Here is an 18,452-nt window from a genome sequence, read left to right on the forward strand (position 1 = left end):
GTCTGCAAGGCCGAAATGATGTCCCTTAAAGTTGTGTCATGCCTACCAAATCTGATCCTGGCGAACTCGGCGACGTCGAGCCACTGGCCGACAGCACCGCGAGCCAGGCCAGGCGTGTCGTCGCGGCGTACGCGAACGATGCCGATGAGTGCCGAATCTTCTTGTCCATGCTCGGTATTGGGCCGGCGAAAACAGAGACTTAAGTGGCTCCCGGGGGTGGCGAGGACTCGAAGAACCCGAACTCGGGGCGCTTCGGCGATTCCGATTTCGTGGTCGTCGCCAACCGTCTACCGGTCGATCTCGAGCGGCTTCCCGACGGCAGCACAGCCTGGAAACGCAGCCCCGGCGGGTTGGTCACGGCGCTGGAGCCGCTGTTGCGCCGGCGGCGCGGGGCCTGGGTCGGCTGGCCGGGTGTAGTCGGCGACGAGATCGACGGCGACGAGGAACCCATCGATCAGGACGAGCTGCGGCTGCAGCCAGTACGGCTGAGCGCCAAGGACGTCGCCGACTACTACGAAGGATTCTCGAACGCCACCCTGTGGCCGCTGTACCACGACGTCATCGTCAAGCCGCTCTACCACCGCGAATGGTGGGACCGCTACGTCGACGTCAACCGCCGCTTCGCCGATGCCGCGTCGCGGGCGGCGGCTCCCGGCGGGACGGTGTGGGTCCAGGACTACCAACTGCAGCTGGTGCCCAAAATGCTGCGCTCGCTGCGCCCCGATTTGACCATCGGCTTCTTCTTGCACATACCGTTTCCGCCCGTCGAGCTGTTCATGCAGCTGCCTTGGCGCACCGAGATCATCGAAGGCTTGCTCGGCGCCGATCTGGTGGGATTTCATCTGGCCGGCGGGGCGCAGAATTTCCTCTTCCTGGCCCGGCGACTGGTGGGCGCGAACACCTCCCGCGGAGCGGTCGGGGTGCGGTCGCGGTTCGGCGAGGTACAACTCGATTCGCGCACAGTGCAAGTGGGCGCCTTCCCCATCTCCATCGACTCCAGGGCGCTCGACGAGGCGGCACGCGATCGCAACATCAGGCGCCGGGCGCGTGAAATCCGCGCCGAGCTGGGCAACCCCCGCAAGATCCTGCTCGGCGTCGACCGGCTCGACTACACCAAGGGCATCAATGTCCGGCTGAAGGCGTTTTCTGAGCTGCTCGCCGACGGTCGTGTGAAACGCGATGACACCGTACTGATCCAGCTTGCGACACCGAGCCGCGAACGTGTGGAGAGTTACCAGATTCTGCGCAATGACATTGAACGCCAGGTGGGCCACATCAACGGCGAATACGGCGAGGTCGGCCATCCGGTGGTGCACTACCTGCACCGTCCGGTGCCCCGCGACGAACTCATCGCGTTCTTCGTGGCCAGCGATGTCATGCTGGTGACCCCGTTGCGTGACGGGATGAACCTGGTGGCCAAGGAGTACGTCGCCTGCCGCAGCGATCTTGGCGGCGCGCTGGTGCTGAGTGAATTCACCGGTGCCGCAGCCGAACTCCGGCAGGCCTATCTGGTCAACCCGCACGACCTCGAACGCGTCAAGGATGCCGTCGAGGCCGCACTCAACCAGCCGGTCGAGGAGGGGCGGCGCCGGATGCGGTCAATGCGACGCCAGGTGCTCGCCCATGACGTGGACCGCTGGGCACGGTCTTTTCTCGACGCCCTGGCCGAGGCGCATCCCTAGTGGGGCGAGCAGACGCAAAAGCACCTATTTTCAGCTGGAAATCGTGCTTTTGCGTCTGCTCGCCCGGCGAAACCCGTGGTGTAGCCGTCCGATCGCTGTGATACTCGAAGACAGCGTTCAACTGCCAACGAAGGAGAAGACGCCGTGAACATCCGTCGCGCGCTGGCCGCTGGTTCCGCCGTCGCCTCAGCGGTGGCGATTAGTATCGCGGTGGAATCGGATGTTCCGGCTAGCGCGGTCGCGCCCCCGGCGGACGGCACGTATTCGTTCAATCAGGCAGGCGTATCCGGGGTTACGTGGACGGTCACGGCGCTCTGCGACCAGGTGAACGGAAGCCGCTATTACAAGGATTATGACAACCCGATCATCATGGCCGATTTCTGTGCCCTGAATGTGGTGAGCTCTACGAACGAACGAATCACCCGTGCGGACAAGCTGCAGAACTACAGCGGCAGGGCCCGGCTGGTGAGTGGACTGTGGACCTTCAAAGTCGACGTGCCCGACGGCGTTTCGTGCCCGGGCGGCGGTACCGCGGCGTCCACCGAAACTTTCGCGTTCGACAACGAGACGCTCGCCGGTACGCACACCAGTTTGCACGGCGCTGTCTGTGGCATGCAGTCAGAGATGCGCAAGCAACCGTTTTCGCTCGCGCTCACCGGTCCACCACCCAGCCCGATCGAGCGTTATCCCTTGCGCTGCAACGACATAGCGATGTGCTTTTAGCGGTGATCGCGAGCGCGGCGGCGCCGGGCGAAGCGGGTCACCGCCATCGGGTCTAAAACACCGCGCTCAGATCGGCGTGATAAAGGCGATCAGCCATTTCTCGCCGACCTTCTTGTACTCCACCCGCAACCGGCTGCCGTCGAAAACCGGCTGCCGCGACTTGTCGGTGACCGTCCGGTTCATATAGACCATCACGGTCGCCGATTCCCGTTTCGCGGACATCACGCCCACGCCGACGACATTGGCCTGGACGACGACTTCCCGTTTCTTGGCCTCCGGGATGATCTGCGCGTTGACACTCTTCTTGAATTCTTGGCGGTAGTCCGGCGTCAGCAACGAGTAGGCGTCGGCAAGACTGCGCTCAATGGTCTGGTATTCGTAGGCGAACACCTGCGGTATGTCCTTTGCGGCCTGACGCGGCAACACCGCCCGCGCTGTCTGCTCGCCGCGAATCTCGACCCGGTTCCAGTAGAACCAGCCGCTCGCAGCCGATAACCCCACAAACGCCGCAACCAGCACTGAGCCGGCGATGGCCACCAGCCATCGCCGCATCCGCATCAGTTGCCCCCGTCCGGATACTTCAGGTCGTACGTGGTCATCCGGCCGGCCTCATCCTCATGGACGATGACCCGCAGCCGGTAGGGCATGGACGGCTTGTTCACTCCGTCCACATCGGCGACGGTCACACGCACCGACACCAGCACCGAAGCGTTGTCGCTGACCGCGTCGACGCCCTCCAGCGCGGCTCCGTTGACGACCGCCTCCGACGACGCGTTGGTGGAGCGAAACAGGCCTTTGAGGTTCTCGACGTTGTTGTTGGCGCTGAGCATCCCGCGCAGCGGCCCGCTGGTGCCGTTGTAGAAGCGATTCACGCTCTCGTCGATGTTGTCCTGCTTGTAGCTGAACATGTTGACCACCGTCTGCGTGGCGGTGTCAATGAACCGCTGGGTGCGCGCCTGATCGGCCTCGGCATGCCGCTGCTGGATCACCAGGATGGTCAGGCAGGCGGTCAGCGCGCCGACGGCCAATAGCGCGGCGGCAAAGGAGATCCACCCGACCAGTACGCGGTGCGGCTGCCGTCGCGTCGGTCGCCTGACGGTTGGCAGCTTCTTGATCGGCCGCTTCGGCTCGGCAGGCGCATCCACCTTGACGGCGGCCTTGGCGGCAACGGTGGCGGCGTCGGACTCGGGTTTCGCCGGGCCGGCCGCGCGGGATGCTCGCCTGCGCACACGTTGCGTCGTCGACGTCGCTACTGATGAAGTTTCTACGTCCACCACTAAAGTGGCCTCGGGTCACGCATAAGGTCCAACCAACTCTCGGCGCTGGATGCGCCATTCATACCGGGCGCGAAAATACCAGTCCCGCCCGCAAGGTCGGTAAAGGCGCCCGTCTTCGGGTCATAAGTGGTGTACGCCGGGCCGCTGGCCTGCGGTGGCTGGCCAGGCGGCGGTCCCCATGGCTTTTCGGCCCCCGGGCCCGGTGGTGGCGGATTGATGCCTATCGGCGGTGCCGGCGGCGGCAGCCACTTCGGGTACGGCAGTATCGGCGGCACCGGCGGAACCCCCGGCGGCATCCACGGAGGGTTGCCCGGCGGCGGCAAGGTGTCGTTGGGCGGCGGTGGTGAGTAGGCCGGCTGGTGCTGCGGCAGCGGCCCGGGTCCAGGCACCACCCCCGGCGGGGGCGGCCCCACGATGGGCGTGCCCGGATCGGGCTCGGCGCCGGGTGGGATATACGGGAACTTGTTGGGCGGCAACACGTTTAGCCCATTGGTCATGGGGGTGTTGTACGGGACCGGTGGACCGCGCCAGGGATTGCGACCAACTGGCACATAGCCTTTCGGGTCCCGGCACAGCTGAATCGTGGGCGCCCGCTTGCCGGGGAACTCCTGGCAAGGATAGTTGCGGGCGCCGCGGACTGTGCTCGGGTCGTTCTGGGCGACCTTGCAGTACATGTCCCTCGGGAGCTCGCGCACCGTCTCGTCGGCCGGGGTGCGCATCAACGGCGGGGGCACGAAGCCGACAGCGCACGGGGGCGGGTCGTTCAGGTCGAGCTTGAAGTCCAGCTTGGCGCCCTCGTCTTGCGGCGCGCCACCCGCAGCGGTGGTGATCGCGGCGAACAGGGCCGGCAACACCACCAGCAGTTGCTCGATCGACTTGTGATAGATGACCCCGACCCGGCCGAGGTTGGCCAGGCTGGCAGCCAGCGCGGGAAACGACGGCCGGATGCCGGAGAACGCGGTGTTGGCCTCGTCGATCGCACCCGGGGCGGTAGCCAATGTGTCACGCAGCTGCGGGTCGGCCCTGCGCAGCTCGGCGGTGAATCGCGCCAGCCCGTCGGCGAGTGACTTGATGTCACCCCCGGCTCGAATCTGGGCTTGCAGGAACGGGTCCACCTGGTCGATCAGCTGCGAAACCTGCGGGTAGTCGGCGTTGGCCTCGTCCACCAGCAGGCGGGCCGATTCGACGAGCCGGGCCAGCTCGGGACCGGAGCCGTTGGTCGCGAGGAAGGTCTGGTGCAGCAATTCCCGCAGTTTGGCGTTGCCAAGGCTGTTGACCAGCGTCTCAGCTTTTTTCAGCAGGTCGGCGACGTCCTGGCCGATCCTGGTGTTCTGTCGCTCGATGCGAAATCCGTTGCGCAACTTGCCTGGCGACGGGTTGGCGGGCGGGACGAGGTCGATGTACTGCTCGCCGATGGCCGACACACTCTTGACGGTGGCAGTGACGTTCGACGGAATGGGGGTGCCGCTGTTCAACCGCATTTCGGCGGTGACCCCGTTCGGGTTCAGCCCCACCGACTCCACCCGGCCGACCTCGACGCCGCGGTAAGTGACGTTGGCGTTCTTGTACAGTCCGCCACCGGCGACGAAGTCGGCGCTCACACCGTAGGTCCCGATGCCGAAGGTCGCAGGCAACCGCAGGTAGAAGATGATCATGATGGTCAGCGTGACGATGGTGACCAATGCGAATATGGCCAGCTGGATTTTGGTGAGTCTGTCTATCATCTGCGCCGCCCCTACTGTCCTGAGGCCGTGCCGGGCGGAATCTTGAACGGATCGGCCGCCTGCCCGGACAGGTTGGCCAGTTCACCGATCAGGAAGTCGGGCGGGTTGAGGATCTCACTCATGTGCATCATGTTCGGATCAAGCGCGTAGGAGGTGGTGAAGAACGTTTCACCGAGTCGGCGCAGGGTGAGGTCGAACGTGGTGAACACATTGAGGTAGTCGCCCCGTACCGCCTGTTTGATACCGAAGTTGGGGAACGGGAACGTCAGCAGCAACTGCAAAGAGGTGACGAAATTCTTCCGGTTGTCGTTGAGAGCCTTGACAGCTGAGTACAGGTCTTTCAAGTCCGCGGCGAAGTCTACTTTCGTCTTGGCGAGGATGTGCGAGGTGACCCTTGCCAACCTGCCCAGCGCGCTGAATGTCTCGACGATGTGGTCGCGCTGCTTGTTGAGGACTTGAAGCGCCTGAGGCAGCGTGTCCAGTGCCCGGCCCAAATTGTCGTTGTCACGCGCGAGGGTCGCCGAGAACCGGTTCAGCCCCTCGATTGCCGCGATGATGTCGTTGACTTGCTTGTTGAGGCCGGACGTCAACTCGGCGAGCCGGGGTATCAGGTCATGGAACTGAGCCTGACGGCCCGCCACTGCTTGGTAGGTCTCGTCGGTGATCTCTTCCAGCGCACCGACATTGCCCTTGTTGACCACCACACCGAGGGCCGAGAACACCTCCTCGGTGGTCGGAGCGCGGCCCGTGCTGGCTTCGGGGATCGGCGGGCAGTTGCGGTCTCCCAGCTTGCCGATCGGCGGTTTGCCAACCGGACGGGCCAGGTCGACGTGCATCGAACCCAACAGCGATGTCTGGGCCACCTTCGCGGTCGCATTGCACGGCAACACGACGTTCTTGTCCAGCGCCAACGTCACTGCGGCGTAGAAGCTTCCGTCGTGCCGCTGCTCGGCGGTGATCCCGGCCACGCTGCCGATGGTGACGTCGTCGAGCATCACCGGGGAGTTCTGCGGCAGGGTCGCCACATCCGTCATCTCGACGGTGATCTTGTAGTCGCCGCTGCCGTGGCCGACGGTGCCGGGCATCGGCAGTGAGTTCAGACCACCGAACTGACATCCAGCCAACAGCACACTGCTCGCCGCCAACACGCCACCGCGCAAGCACTTTCGGTTCATCCGCCGCCCCCCTGCTCGGCGGGCAGCGGCAGTCCGGGAACCGGACCCGGTGCCGGGCTGACAGGGGCCGGCCCTGAACCCGGCCGGGGCCCCGGCGCGGGGCCGTAACCGGGGGGTGTTCCTGCGGCGGGTGCCGGCCCGGGCGCTGCTGGCGCGGCTCCCGGGGCGGGCGGGACGAGCAGGCTCTGCAGATCCGCCGGATTCTGCACGGGATGCGTTCCGGGAGCGGGGATCCAGGTGAGTTCCGGGATCGGCGTCTGCGCCTTGGCCTGGGTGGCCGGGGTGTCGTAGATGATCTGGCCCTTGTATGCCGTGATCGTGTTGAGCGGGTGGAACATGATCGGCGGGTAGTTTGCGGTGAGCCGGCGCAGCACCGGACCTAATCGCTCGCGACAGATCTCGGCGCGCCTGAAGTACTCGGGTGCCCTTGCGCCGCCGGCGGTTTCGAACGAACCACCGCAGATGAATTGGACGGGGTTGGCGAACTCGGGAATCGACAACAGACCGTTCAGCGTGCCCTGGGCGGGGTCGTAGATGTTGTAGAAGTTCGCGATACCCGGGCCCGCCACGTGCAGTACCTGTTCGATGTTGTCGCTCTGATTGCTCAATGTCTGGGCCAGGTCGTTGAGCTTGTTGACCGTATCAATCAGCGTCGAATTGTTCTGACCCAGGAACCCGCGGATGTCCGACAGTGCTTGGTTGAGGGTGCCCAGGGTGTTGTCCAGATGACGCGAGCTGTCCGCCAACACTTGCGATACCGACGCGACGTGTCCGGCGAACTGCACGATCTGTTCGTTACTCGACGACAGGGCGTCGACCAGTATCTGCAAATTCTTGACCGTGCCGAAAATGTCGCTCCGCGAATCGCCCAGCCGCCCAGCGACTTGCGAAAGCTCACGCAGCGCGTTGTGGAATGACTCACCCTTGCCGTCGAGAGTGTCGGCGGCCTGATTGATCGCCTCGCCCAGCGGGCCTTGCATCTGCCCGGCGGCCGGACTCAGCTGAACAGCCAGCTTTGTCAGCGACTCCTTGACCTCGTCCCACTCCACCGGTACCCCGGTGTGTTTCAGGTCGATGGTGGCGCCGTCGGGCATCGTCGCCCCGCCGGGTATGCCGGGGTGAGCTGAATGAACCGTGCCGACACCAGGTTCGGGGAGATGATCAGCGCCTGGGCGTCCCTGGGCACCTTGATGTCCTTGGACACCGACAGGGCGACCTTGACGTCGGACGGCCCTGGCTCGATCGACTCGATCTTGCCGACCGGAACCCCGAGGATGCGTACCTGATCTCCGGGATACAGACCAACGGCAGAAGTGAAGTGCGCGAAAATCTTTCGGCCGTTGTCGCCCGCGGAGAAGAGCACATACGCACCGCCCACCAGCACCGCGACCAGCACGACGATGGTGACGGTACGCAACCCGCGGCTGCCGAAACTCTGCTTCATCATGGTGATTTCGGCCTGATGATCCAGCGTTCTTGAATCAGTCCGCGCAGGTAGTCGGCGAGGCTGGCCGGGAGTTTGCCGGGCTGATAGACGAAGTCGAACATCGTCGCCAGCAGCGGCGCCGGTATCACGCCGTACACGTTGACGTTGAAGCCCGGTCCGGATCCCACCACCTCACCCAGCTCGGTGGCGTAGGTGGGCAGCCGTTTGAGGGCCTCGGTGATGTAGTCGCGACGTTCGTTGAGCGTGTCCAGCACCTGGTTGAGCTTGCTCAGCGCCGGACCGAATTCCCTTCGGTTGTCGGCGACGAAACCGGAAATCTGTGCGGAGAGACCACTGATTCCCGAGATCAGCTGCCCCAGCGCCGCCCGGCGCTCGTCGAGCGCGGCAAACAACTGGTTGCCGTCGTTGACCAGCTTGTCGACTTGCTTGGCGCGGTCGGCCAGTACGGCTGTCACCGACTTCGCGTGCGCCAGCAGCCCTTGCAGCGCCTCGTCACGGCGGTTCAGGGTGCTCGACAACGAGGTCACGCCGTCCAAGGCGCCGCGCAATTCGGGGGTGGCATCGCGGAATGTGTCGGTCAGCACCCGCAGCGCCTGCTCGAACTGCGGCCGGTTCAGATCGCGGGAATTGCGGCCCAGGTCTTCGAGCGCCCCGGCCAGCGTGTACGGCGTGGTCGTGCGGCTCAGCGGAATAACGGTCGCCTTGCCAGTGCCGCCCGGGCTCACCGAGACCGAGCGCTCGCCGAGGATGGTGTCGGTCCGGATCGCGGCGAGCGACTGGTCACCGACAACGACGTGGCGGTCGACGGTGAAGCTGACCTTGGCGCTGTCGCCGGCCAGAGCCACTTCCGAAACTTTGCCGACCTTGAAACCCGAGACGTAAACGCTGTTGCCGGGTGTGATGCCCGCGGCGTCGCTGAAGTACGCGGTGTATGTCTGGCCCTGCGGCCAGAACGGCAGACTGGCATAGCCGAACGCGATCAAGACCACGCAGATCACCAGGACCAGACCGAAGATGCCGGTGCGCAGTGGGTCGCGGTAGCCCTTGGGGTTATTTGGCAAAAGTGCACCTCCCATGGCTGGGATCCACCTGGCCGCCCATCGGTATAAGGATGTCGCCGCCGGCCGGTCCGTTGATCTTGATCGTCACGGAGCAGAAGTAGATGTTGAAGAACGACCCATATGCGCCGAGGGCGGACAGGCGCAGATAGTCCTCGCCGAGCTGCTCGATGTCGTTGGCCACCTCGGCCTTGCGGTCGTCCAGTTCGGTGGCCAGCGGCCGGGTGTTTTCCAGGATGCCCTGCAGCGGCCGGCGCGAATTGCGCAGCAGCTGAGTCAGATCCGTCGTCGTCGACGCCAGGGGCGGAATGGCGTCGGCGATGACGTCCTTGTTCTTGGCCAGCCCGGTGATCAGTTGCTGCAGTTGGTCGACGCTGGTGGAAAACTGCGCGCTCTTGGCATCGATGGTGCCCAGCACGGTGTTGAGGTTGGTGATCGTGTCTCCGATGAGCTGATCGCGCTGACCCAACGCCGAGGAGAACGCGCTGGTGTCGGCCAGCACGTTCGACAACGCTCCACCCTGGCCCTGTAGCAACTCGATGACGGCGCTGGTGATGGTGTTGACCTTGTCTGCGTCCAGTCCCTTGAGCACCGGCTTGAGTCCGCCCAGCAACGCATCGAGATCCAGCGCGGGTTGGGTGTGCTGGGCGTTGATGGTGCCGCCCGGCGGCAGTTTGCGCAGTTCTCCCGGGCCGGACGTGATCTCCATGTACCGGTCGCCGACCAGGTTTTCGTAACGCACCACCGCGCGCGTGGACGAGTACAACTGGTAGTGCTTGTCGACTCCGAACTTGACGTCGACGGTGTTGTCACGGTTGAGCTTGATCTCCTTGACGTCACCGACCGGCACGCCGGCGATGCGGACCTTCTGGCCCGCCTTCAACCGCGAGGCATCGATGAAGGTCGCGTGATAGGTCTCTTCCGGGCCGAACCGGAACTGGCCGAACACCACTACCAGAGCGGCGCTGACCAGCAGCATCGCGACCGCGAAGATGCTGACCTTGATCACCATCGAGCGGTGCGAAGGCATGCCTCCCCTCGGTTCGGCCATCAGAAGTCGTCCCGTTCCGCGAAGGCGCCGTGGAACAAGAACTGCAGCGTGGAGGGTGCGTCAACCTGCACTTCGGTGAACGGCTCGTAGGGGATGTAGGCGTTGTCGGTGACCAGGAACGGCGACTTGAAGAACGACCCGCCGGTCTGCTTGGTCGGGATGTCCGGCAGGCCTCGGCAGTTCGGGCCACCGGAGGCGTTGACGATCGGCAGACTCTCCGGATAGGTGTACGACGGCGCCCCCAGCACGAAGCTCGACGACGTGAACAGGCCCGCCTTGCGGACACCGAGCAACGGGGCGAACTCCTTGATGCCTCTCTCGATGCCGGCGAAAAGACAGCCGAGCTCCGGCGAGTAGTCGGAGGCCACTTTGAGCGGGGCCCGAAACCGGTTGATGGCGTCGATGAAGTTCTGCTCCGCCGGCGCCAGGGTGTCATAGGCGTTGTTGGCCAGTCCGATGGTGGCCAACAGCGTGGTGTTGAGATTGTTCTGCTGGTCCACGACGGTCCGGTTGATGGTCGGCAGGCTGTCGAACACGGTGTTCAGGTCCGGCGCGGCGTCGGCGTAGACATTGGTGACGATCCCGGCCTTGCGGAAGTCTTCCTTCAGCGCGGGCAGCTTTGGGTTCGATTGCTGGGTAAGGGTATTCAGCCCGGCCAGTAGCGCGCCGAAGTCGTCGCCGTGACCGCGCAGGCCTTCGGACAGCGCGCTGAGCGTCCCGTTCAATTCGACCGGGTCGACCTTGTGGAGCAGGTCGATGAGCGACTGGAACAGCGTGTTGACTTCGAGCTGCACATCCTTGGCTTGCACGAGCGAATCCGGCCGCAGCGACTTCTTCGACGGATTCTCCGGCACGCGGAATTCCACTGACTTGGCGCCGAAAATGGTGTTGCCCGCGATATGCACGCTCGCGTTCGACGGGATGAACCCCAGCTGGTCGGCGTTGATGGCCAGCTTCAGCCGCGCCTGATCGCCGCTGTAGCTGACGTCTTCGACCTTGCCCACCTGAATACCGCGGTACTTGACCTTGGCGCCTTTCTCCATCACCAGCCCCGCGCGCGGGGCCGCGACGGTGACGGTGTCGGTCTGGGTGAAAGCCGCCGTGTAGGAAAGGTAGGTCAGGACGGCGAATGCCAGCACCAAACCGGCCAGCAGCGCTGCTGCCAGCCGGACGGTCCCGGGTCGCGATCCTTCGCCTGCCATGGGTTTTGAGCAGTCTCCTTATCCAGAGAGGTTGAAATTACCGGACGCGCCGTAAACGGCGAGCGAGATGAACAAAGTAATGACGACGACGACGATCAGCGAGGTCCGCACCGCCTGACCGACCGCGATGCCGACGCCGACCGACCCGCCGGTGGCGTTGTAGCCGTAGTAGGTGTGCACCAGCATCACCGCGATCGACATCGCAATGGCCTGCAGAAATGACCACAACAGGTCGGTCGGGATGAGGAAGGTATTGAAGTAGTGGTCGTAGAGGCCCGCGGACTGACCGTTGATGAACACGGTGGTGAAGCGAGCGGCGAAGAACGCGGCCAGCACCGACAGCGAATACAGCGGGATGATCGCGATGAGGCCGGCGATCAGCCGGGTCGACACCAAATACGAAACCGAGTGCACCGCCATGCTTTCGACGGCATCGATCTCTTCGGCGACTCGCATGGCCCCCAGCTGGGCGGTGGCACCGGCACCGATGGTGGCCGCCAGGGCGATACCCGCGATCACGGGCGCGACGACGCGGACATTCAGAAAGGCGGACAGGAACCCGGTAAGCGCCTCGATGCCGATGTTGCCCAGCGACGAATAGCCCTGCACCGCAATGACGCCGCCGGATGCCAGGGTCAGGAAGGCCGCAACACCGACGGTGCCGCCGATCATGATGAGGGCCCCTGCGCCCAGCGTCATTTCGGCGACCAGCCGGATCGTCTCTTTGCGGTATCGGGTAAGCGCGTTGGGGATGTAGCGCATGGTTTGGCCGTAGAACAGCGCTTGTTCGCCGAAGTCGTCGATCGGCCCTTGCAGCACCCTGTTGAACAGGTTGCGTACCCGGTAAGTCAGGTCGTAGCTCATCGCGTGCTCACTTCGCCGTCAATCGCACGCCGATCGCGGTCATCACCACGTTGATCACGAACAAGCAGATGAACGCGTAGACCACGGTTTCGTTGACGGCGTTGCCGACACCCTTGGGCCCGCCCTTGACGGTCAGGCCGCGGTAGCACCCGACCAGTCCGGCCATCACCCCGAACAGCAGCGCTTTGACCTCGGCGAGAATCAGCTCTTTGAGGCCGGTGAGCACGGTCAGCCCGTTGATGAAGGCGCCGGGGTTGACCCCTTGCAGCAAGACCGAGAACACGTAGCCGCCGGACAAGCCGATGGCACAAACCAGGCCGTTGAGCAACAACGCGACCAACGTAGACGCCAAAACCCTGGGCACCACCAGCCGCTGGATGGGGTCGATGCCCAGCACCCGCATCGCGTCGATTTCCTCGCGGATGGTCCGCGCACCCAGGTCCGCACAGATCGCCGTGGCACCGGCTCCCGCCACCACCAGCACCGTCACCACCGGGCCCAGCTGGGTGATGGTGCCGAACGCGGTTCCGGCGCCGGACAGGTCGGCGGCCCCGATCTCGCGCAGCAGGATGTTCAGAGTGAAGGCCACCAGGACCGTGAACGGAATGGACACCAGCAACGTCGGGACCAGCGACACGCGCGCGACCATCCAGGTCTGGTCCAGAAACTCGCGGAATTGGAATGGCCGGCGAAAAGACGCCCGGAAGGTTTCTATCGACATCTCGAAGAAGCCGCCGACGGCCCTGGCCGGGACCGCAAGCCTTTGGATCAACTTGGTCCCCCCCGTCTGCTAGAGGCGAAGTAACGGCGTCCTCCGGGCCCGGCCAGGGTTTGCCCAGTGCTCGCTGTGAGCCGGCTCATATTAACTCAGAACATGTTCGCCGTGTCAACGAATGGCGGTTAACGGTATTTATGGATGACAAACTGTAATATTTGCAGGTCAGGGCCATTGTGTGGAAACCAATCTGAAACACGTTCTACCTGACCAGGGGTTTCGCAGAAGGCCCTCCAGGCCTCCCGCCCCCTCACTCACCCATCAGTCCGGTCGCCGAAAAGTTCAGGTTCGGATCCCGGCCGGCAAAGTAGTCGTGCAGCGTGGCGCTGAGCTGCGCGGGCTCCCACGCCGAACCGTCCGCGCTGAACTGACGCTCCACGCTGGGCGCCGAGACCAGCGTGACGCGCGGACCGTACACGATGAACACCTGACCGTTGACTTCTGCGGCGGCCGGGGATGCCAGGAACTGCACCAGTGTCACCACGTGCTGCGGTGACAAAGGGTCGACCTGGCCTGCTTCCAATTCCGGCGCGGCGCCGAAGACGTCGGCGGTCATCGCGGTACGCGCCCGCGGGCAGATCGCGTTGGCGCAGATTCCGTATCGGCCCAGTGCCCGCGACGCGGACAGGGTAAGTGCCGTGATGCCCGCCTTGGCGGCGCCGTAGTTGGCCTGGCCCACCGGCCCCACCAGACCTGCCTCCGAGGAGGTGTTGATCAGCCGGCCGTATATAGAGCCATCTTTGGCTTCTTTTGCCCGGGTTCGCCAATAGGTGGCGGCGTTGCGGGTGAGCAGAAAATGCCCGCGCAGGTGCACGGCGATGACGAGGTCCCATTCCTCGTCGGACATGTTGAACAGCATCCGGTCCCGGGTGATCCCGGCGTTGTTGACGACGATGTCCAGCCCGCCCAGCCCGTCGGCAGCGGAGATGAGCTCGTCGGCCGTCGCGCGTTGGCTGATGTCGCCCGCCACGGCGAGCGCCTTACTGCCCGCGTCTGAACTGGCCTGGGCAATCTCGTCGACGACGTCGGAGGCATCCAGGGCGGCGGCAAGGTCGTTGACGACGACGGTCGCACCCAGCCTGGCCAAGCCGAGCGCCTCGGCGCGGCCCAGGCCCTCGGCCGCACCGGTAACCACCGCGACCTTTCCGGAGAGATCGGTCGCGTTCGTGCTGCTACTCAATTTATGAATACCTCTAGTTTGGGGTTAGCCCTGCTGGGCTCGGACTAGTCGCCGCGCAACAGCGCAGCGCGGGGGCATTCAGCGATCGCCTGTTCGGCCAGGTGTTCCCGGTCGGGCGGAATCGGATCGGTCTTGACGACGGCGTAGTCCTCGTCATCCAGGTCGAAGATATCCGGCGCGATTCCCATGCACACCGCATTACCTTCGCACCGGTCACGGTCCACGATCACCCGCACAACAACCTCCTTGAACCTGGCCACCCGCCCCGTCGAGTAGCCCATCACTCGGTGGCTTCTCAGTAGCTCCACCATAAGGCCCGGCTACGTCTGACGAAACGGTCGCTGGATTCCCAGACTAGAACGTGTTACAACCGGGAAGACGAATGGGTAGCCGATGGTCAGTTCGCGGCGCCCGCTCGATGGCCGCGAGATGGACTACCAACGCTCAACCGAAGGACGGCTGGAATGCGCATCAGTTATACCCCTGAACAGGAGGAGCTGCGTCGCGAGCTGCGGTCGTACTTCGCCACACTGATGACACCGGAGCGCCGTGAAGCGCTGAGCTCGGTCCAGGGCGAGTACGGCGTCGGCAACGTGTACCGAGAGACCGTCGCGCAGATGGGCAAAGACGGGTGGCTCACCCTGAACTGGCCCAAGGAGTACGGCGGCCAGGACCGCTCCCCGATGGATTCGTTGATCTTCACCGACGAGGCCGCGATTGCCGGCGCACCGGTGCCGTTCCTGACCATCAACAGTGTGGCGCCGACGATCATGGCGTACGGAACCGACGAGCAGAAGAAGTTCTTCCTGCCCAAGATCGCGGCGGGTGAGCTGCACTTCTCGATCGGCTATTCGGAGCCGGGCGCCGGTACCGACCTGGCCAACCTGCGGACCACCGCGGTCCGCGACGGCGACGACTACGTCGTCAACGGGCAGAAGATGTGGACCAGCCTGATCGTCTATGCGGACTACGTGTGGCTGGCGGTGCGCACCAACCCGGAAGCCAAGAAGCATCGTGGCATTTCGGTGCTGATCGTGCCGACCACCGCCGAGGGCTTCTCCTGGACACCGGTGCACACCATGGCCGGTCCCGACACGAGCGCCACCTACTACTCCGACGTGCGGGTTCCGGTGACCAACCTGGTCGGCGAGGAGAACGGCGGCTGGAAGCTGGTGACCAACCAGCTCAATCACGAGCGGGTGGCCCTGGTGTCGCCGGCCCCGATCTTCATGTGCCTGCGCGAAGTTCGCGAATGGGCGCAGCACACCAAGGATTCCAGCGGCGCCCGGCTCATCGACTCCGAATGGGTGCAGCTCAACCTGGCCCGGGTGCACGCCAAGGCCGAGGTACTCAAGCTGATCAACTGGGAGCTCGCGTCTTCGCAGGACGCGTCCCCGTCGCCGGCGGACGCATCGGCCGCCAAGGTCTTCGGTACCGAACTGGCGACCGAGGCATACCGGCTGCTGATGGAAGTGCTCGGCACTGCCGCGACGTTGCGGCAGGACTCTCCCGGCGCGTTACTGCGCGGCCGGGTGGAGCGGATGCACCGAGCCTGCCTGATCCTGACCTTCGGCGGCGGCACCAATGAGGTGCAGCGCGACATCATCGGCATGGTCGCGCTCGGACTGCCCCGGGCCAACCGCTGACCCTATATATAGAGGACGGGATTCATGGATTTCACGACAACCGAAGCCGCAACCGACCTCGGTGGTCTGGTAGACACCATCGTCGACGCGGTATGCACTCCGGCGCATCAACGCGAACTGGACGGCCTCGAGCAACGGTTCGACCGAGAGCTGTGGGGCAAGCTCGTCGACAGCGACATCCTGACCAGTGCCGCCCCGTCGTCGCTGGGCGGCGACGGATTCGGGGTGCTCGAACAGACCGCGGTCCTGGTTGCGTTGGGCCATCAGCTGGCCGCCGTGCCCTACCTGGAGTCGGTGGTGCTGGGCGCCGGGGCGCTGGCCCGGTTCGGCTCCGAAGAACTGCAGCAAAGTTGGGGTGTGGCGGCTGTCAACGGCGAGAAGATTCTGACCGTGGCCGCCGACGGCGAGATGGGTGAGGGCCCGGTGCGGGCGACGCCCGCCGGTGACGGCTTCCGTCTGACTGGTACCCGTACCCTGGTCGGCTACGGGCCGGTGGCAGACGCGTTCCTGGTGCCGGCCGAAACCGACTCCGGCACGGCTGTTTTCGTGGTTGCCTCCGATGATCCGGGCGTCTCGGTGACCCCTTTGCAGACCACTGGCCTGGGCTGCGTCGGACACCTGGCGCTGGACGACGTCGCGGTAGCGGCGGACCGCAAGGTCGGCGGAAGCGAAGTGGTGAGCTGGCTCCGCACGATCTCCACCCTGGGCCGCAGCGCTTTTCAGCTCGGTGTCCTCGAACGTGGATTACAGATGACGGCCGAATATGCCCGCACCCGTGAGCAATTCGACCGCCCCATCGGCAGCTTCCAGGCGGTGGGTCAGCGGCTGGCCGACGCGTACATCGACGTCAAGGGGTTGCGGTTGACGCTCACCCAGGCCGCGTGGAAGGTCGCCGAGGACATTCCCGCGGAGATCGACGTGGCGTCGGCGGCGTTTTGGGCAGCTGACGCCGGGCACCGGGTCGCACACACCATCGTGCACGTGCACGGCGGCGTCGGCGTCGACACCGATCATCCCGTGCACCGGTATTTCCTGGCCGCCAAGGAGACGGAGTTCGCGCTCGGCGGTGCGACCGGGCAGCTGCGACGGATCGGTCGTGAATTGGCGGAAACCCCTGCATAGCGGGCTTGCCGACCTGACGGTCACCCAGCTACTGGTGCCGCTGACCGAAATCGAGGACCGCGGCGTCTATTTCGAGGACTCGTTCACCAGCTGGCGCGACCACATCCGGCAAGGCGCCGCGATCGCAGCGGCGTTGCGCGACCGCCTCGACCCGGACCGGCCGCCGCATGTCGGTGTGCTGCTGGAAAACACGCCGTTCTTCTCGGCAATGCTGGTGGCCGCCGGCCTGTCGGGGATCGTGCCGGTCGGCCTGAACCCGGTTCGCCGCGGGGACGCGCTGGCCCGCGACATCGACAGGGCTGATTGCCAATTCGTGCTGGCCGACTCGAAATCAGCGGTGGCACTGGGTGATATTGACCATCTCGACGTCGATTCGGCCGAATGGGCTGGCGAGCTGGCCGCGCATGGTGATGCCGAGCTGAGTTTCCGGACCGCGGCGCCCACCGACCTGTTCATGCTGATCTTCACGTCCGGCACCAGCGGCGAACCGAAGGCGGTAAAGTGCAGCCACGGCAAGGTTGCGATCGCCGGAGCGACGATGACTCAGCGGTTCGGGCTGGGCCGCGACGATGTCTGCTATGTGTCGATGCCGTTGTTCCACTCCAACGCGGTGCTGGTCGGCTGGTCGGTTGCGGCGGCGTGCCGCGGGTCAATGGCATTGCGGCGCAAGTTCTCTGCGTCGAATTTCCTGTCCGACGTACGCCGCTACGGTGCCACCTATGCCAACTATGTGGGCAAGCCGTTGTCGTATGTGCTTGCCACACCTGAGCAGCCGGACGACGCGGACAACCCGTTGCGGGCGGTGTACGGCAACGAGGGCGTGCCGGGCGACATCGAACGCTTTGCCCGCAGATTCGGATGCGTTGTTCAGGACGGGTTCGGTTCGACCGAGGGCGGCGTGGCGATCGCTCGTACGCCAGACACTCCGCCCGGTTCGCTGGGTCCGCTGCCTGATGGCGTCGAGATCGTCGACCCGGATACCGGCCTGCCCTGCCCGCCTGGCGTAGTCGGCGAACTGGTGAACAGCACAGGCGCCGGCCGCTTCGAGGGTTACTACAACGACGAGGCCGCCTCGGCCGAGCGGATGGCCGGCGGCGTCTACCACAGCGGCGACCTGGCCTATCGTGACGAGAACGGTTACGCGTATTTTGCCGGGCGCCTTGGCGATTGGATGCGAGTCGACGGAGAGAACCTGGGCGCGGCGCCCATCGAGCGGGTCCTGTTGAGATATCCGGACGCGATCGAGGTCGCGGCTTATCCGGTGCCCGACCCGGTGGTCGGCGACCAGGTGATGGCCGCGCTGGTGCTGGCTGCCGGTAGAGAATTCGACGCCGACAAATTTCGGGCCTTCCTGGCCGAGCAACCCGATTTGGGGCCTAAGCAGTGGCCTTCCTACGTCCGGGTCAGTGCGGAACTGCCGCGTACCGTGACCTTCAAGGTGCTCAAGCGGCAGTTGTCCGCCGAGGGCGTCGACTGTGGCGACCCGGTGTGGCCGATTCGTCGACCGGGATCGTGACACACCTCGC

General features: G+C 64.8%; 17 protein-coding genes and 1 pseudogene. 6 read left to right on the top strand and 12 right to left on the bottom strand.

What is annotated here, in order from left to right; translation table 11 throughout:
- The first annotated feature begins 38 nt into the window (after window positions 1-38).
- The 3 genes from A5791_RS26410 (at window position 39) to A5791_RS07075 (ending at window position 2,405) form a co-directional block, all read left to right on the top strand.
- Window positions 39-203 carry a hypothetical protein gene (locus A5791_RS26410; protein WP_156661047.1) on the top strand — a complete coding sequence of 55 codons (165 nt, stop codon included), beginning with the start codon at window positions 39-41 and terminating at the stop codon, window positions 201-203.
- A complete protein-coding gene (locus A5791_RS07070; RefSeq protein WP_067233262.1) occupies window positions 204-1,682 on the top strand; it encodes a trehalose-6-phosphate synthase in 1,479 nt (492 codons plus the stop codon).
- A gap of 144 nt (window positions 1,683-1,826) precedes the next feature.
- Window positions 1,827-2,405 (top strand): hypothetical protein, encoded by a 579-nt coding sequence (locus tag A5791_RS07075; RefSeq protein ID WP_067233265.1) that lies wholly within the window; start codon window positions 1,827-1,829, stop codon window positions 2,403-2,405.
- 66 nt (window positions 2,406-2,471) lie between these two features.
- Here the strand turns inward: A5791_RS07075 and A5791_RS07080 are convergent, their stop codons facing one another.
- The 12 genes and pseudogenes from A5791_RS07080 to A5791_RS07135 all read right to left on the bottom strand — a co-directional run bounded on the left by A5791_RS07080 (window position 2,472) and on the right by A5791_RS07135 (window position 14,394).
- Window positions 2,472-2,963 (bottom strand): mammalian cell entry protein, encoded by a 492-nt coding sequence (locus A5791_RS07080; protein ID WP_067233266.1) that lies wholly within the window; start codon window positions 2,961-2,963, stop codon window positions 2,472-2,474.
- Window positions 2,963-3,634, bottom strand: coding sequence for a mammalian cell entry protein (locus tag A5791_RS07085; protein ID WP_369828024.1), 672 nt, complete (start codon window positions 3,632-3,634; stop codon window positions 2,963-2,965). Before A5791_RS07085 ends, A5791_RS07080 begins: the two co-directional genes overlap by 1 nt.
- A gap of 47 nt (window positions 3,635-3,681) precedes the next feature.
- On the bottom strand, window positions 3,682-5,406 hold the full coding sequence (locus A5791_RS07090; protein WP_067233268.1) for a virulence factor Mce family protein: 1,725 nt from the start codon (window positions 5,404-5,406) through the stop codon (window positions 3,682-3,684).
- 11 nt (window positions 5,407-5,417) lie between these two features.
- On the bottom strand, window positions 5,418-6,581 hold the full coding sequence (locus tag A5791_RS07095) for an MCE family protein (protein WP_067233270.1): 1,164 nt from the start codon (window positions 6,579-6,581) through the stop codon (window positions 5,418-5,420).
- Window positions 6,578-8,028 (bottom strand): annotated as a pseudogene (locus A5791_RS07100) (virulence factor Mce family protein). Before A5791_RS07100 ends, A5791_RS07095 begins: the two are co-directional and overlap by 4 nt.
- Window positions 8,025-9,104 carry a virulence factor Mce family protein gene (locus A5791_RS07105; RefSeq protein WP_082966793.1) on the bottom strand — a complete coding sequence of 360 codons (1,080 nt, stop codon included), beginning with the start codon at window positions 9,102-9,104 and terminating at the stop codon, window positions 8,025-8,027. The pseudogene A5791_RS07100 and the gene A5791_RS07105 overlap by 4 nt, the downstream one beginning before the upstream one ends.
- Window positions 9,079-10,137 (bottom strand): virulence factor Mce family protein, encoded by a 1,059-nt coding sequence (locus A5791_RS07110; RefSeq protein WP_067233273.1) that lies wholly within the window; start codon window positions 10,135-10,137, stop codon window positions 9,079-9,081. Before A5791_RS07110 ends, A5791_RS07105 begins: the two co-directional genes overlap by 26 nt.
- Complete coding sequence (locus A5791_RS07115) at window positions 10,137-11,339, bottom strand: MCE family protein (RefSeq protein WP_067233275.1); 1,203 nt, start codon at window positions 11,337-11,339, stop codon at window positions 10,137-10,139. The genes A5791_RS07110 and A5791_RS07115 overlap by 1 nt, the downstream gene beginning before the upstream one ends.
- An 18-nt stretch (window positions 11,340-11,357) precedes the next feature.
- Window positions 11,358-12,203 (bottom strand): ABC transporter permease, encoded by an 846-nt coding sequence (locus tag A5791_RS07120; RefSeq protein ID WP_067233278.1) that lies wholly within the window; start codon window positions 12,201-12,203, stop codon window positions 11,358-11,360.
- Between the two features lie 7 nt (window positions 12,204-12,210).
- On the bottom strand, window positions 12,211-12,975 hold the full coding sequence (locus A5791_RS07125) for an ABC transporter permease (protein ID WP_067233280.1): 765 nt from the start codon (window positions 12,973-12,975) through the stop codon (window positions 12,211-12,213).
- Between the two features lie 253 nt (window positions 12,976-13,228).
- Window positions 13,229-14,158, bottom strand: coding sequence for a 3-oxoacyl-ACP reductase (locus A5791_RS07130; RefSeq protein ID WP_067233282.1), 930 nt, complete (start codon window positions 14,156-14,158; stop codon window positions 13,229-13,231).
- Window positions 14,159-14,202: 44 nt separating this feature from the next.
- On the bottom strand, window positions 14,203-14,394 hold the full coding sequence (locus A5791_RS07135; protein WP_067233504.1) for a ferredoxin: 192 nt from the start codon (window positions 14,392-14,394) through the stop codon (window positions 14,203-14,205).
- 228 nt (window positions 14,395-14,622) lie between these two features.
- On the opposite strand from A5791_RS07135, the gene A5791_RS07140 reads away from it, so the two are divergent.
- Genes A5791_RS07140 through fadD17 form a run of 3 tightly spaced genes read left to right on the top strand, consistent with a single transcriptional unit; the run spans window position 14,623 to window position 18,442 of the window.
- Window positions 14,623-15,804 (top strand): acyl-CoA dehydrogenase, encoded by a 1,182-nt coding sequence (locus tag A5791_RS07140; RefSeq protein ID WP_067233284.1) that lies wholly within the window; start codon window positions 14,623-14,625, stop codon window positions 15,802-15,804.
- Between the two features lie 24 nt (window positions 15,805-15,828).
- Entirely contained in the window at window positions 15,829-16,926 is a 1,098-nt protein-coding gene (locus A5791_RS07145) for an acyl-CoA dehydrogenase family protein (protein WP_067233286.1), read from the top strand.
- Window positions 16,919-18,442 (top strand): long-chain-fatty-acid--CoA ligase FadD17, encoded by a 1,524-nt coding sequence (gene fadD17, locus A5791_RS07150; protein WP_067233507.1) that lies wholly within the window; start codon window positions 16,919-16,921, stop codon window positions 18,440-18,442. Before A5791_RS07145 ends, fadD17 begins: the two co-directional genes overlap by 8 nt.
- The last annotated feature ends 10 nt before the right edge of the window (window positions 18,443-18,452 follow it).

Source organism: Mycobacterium sp. 852002-51163_SCH5372311 (genome assembly GCF_001667115.1).
Lineage (GTDB): Bacteria > Actinomycetota > Actinomycetes > Mycobacteriales > Mycobacteriaceae > Mycobacterium.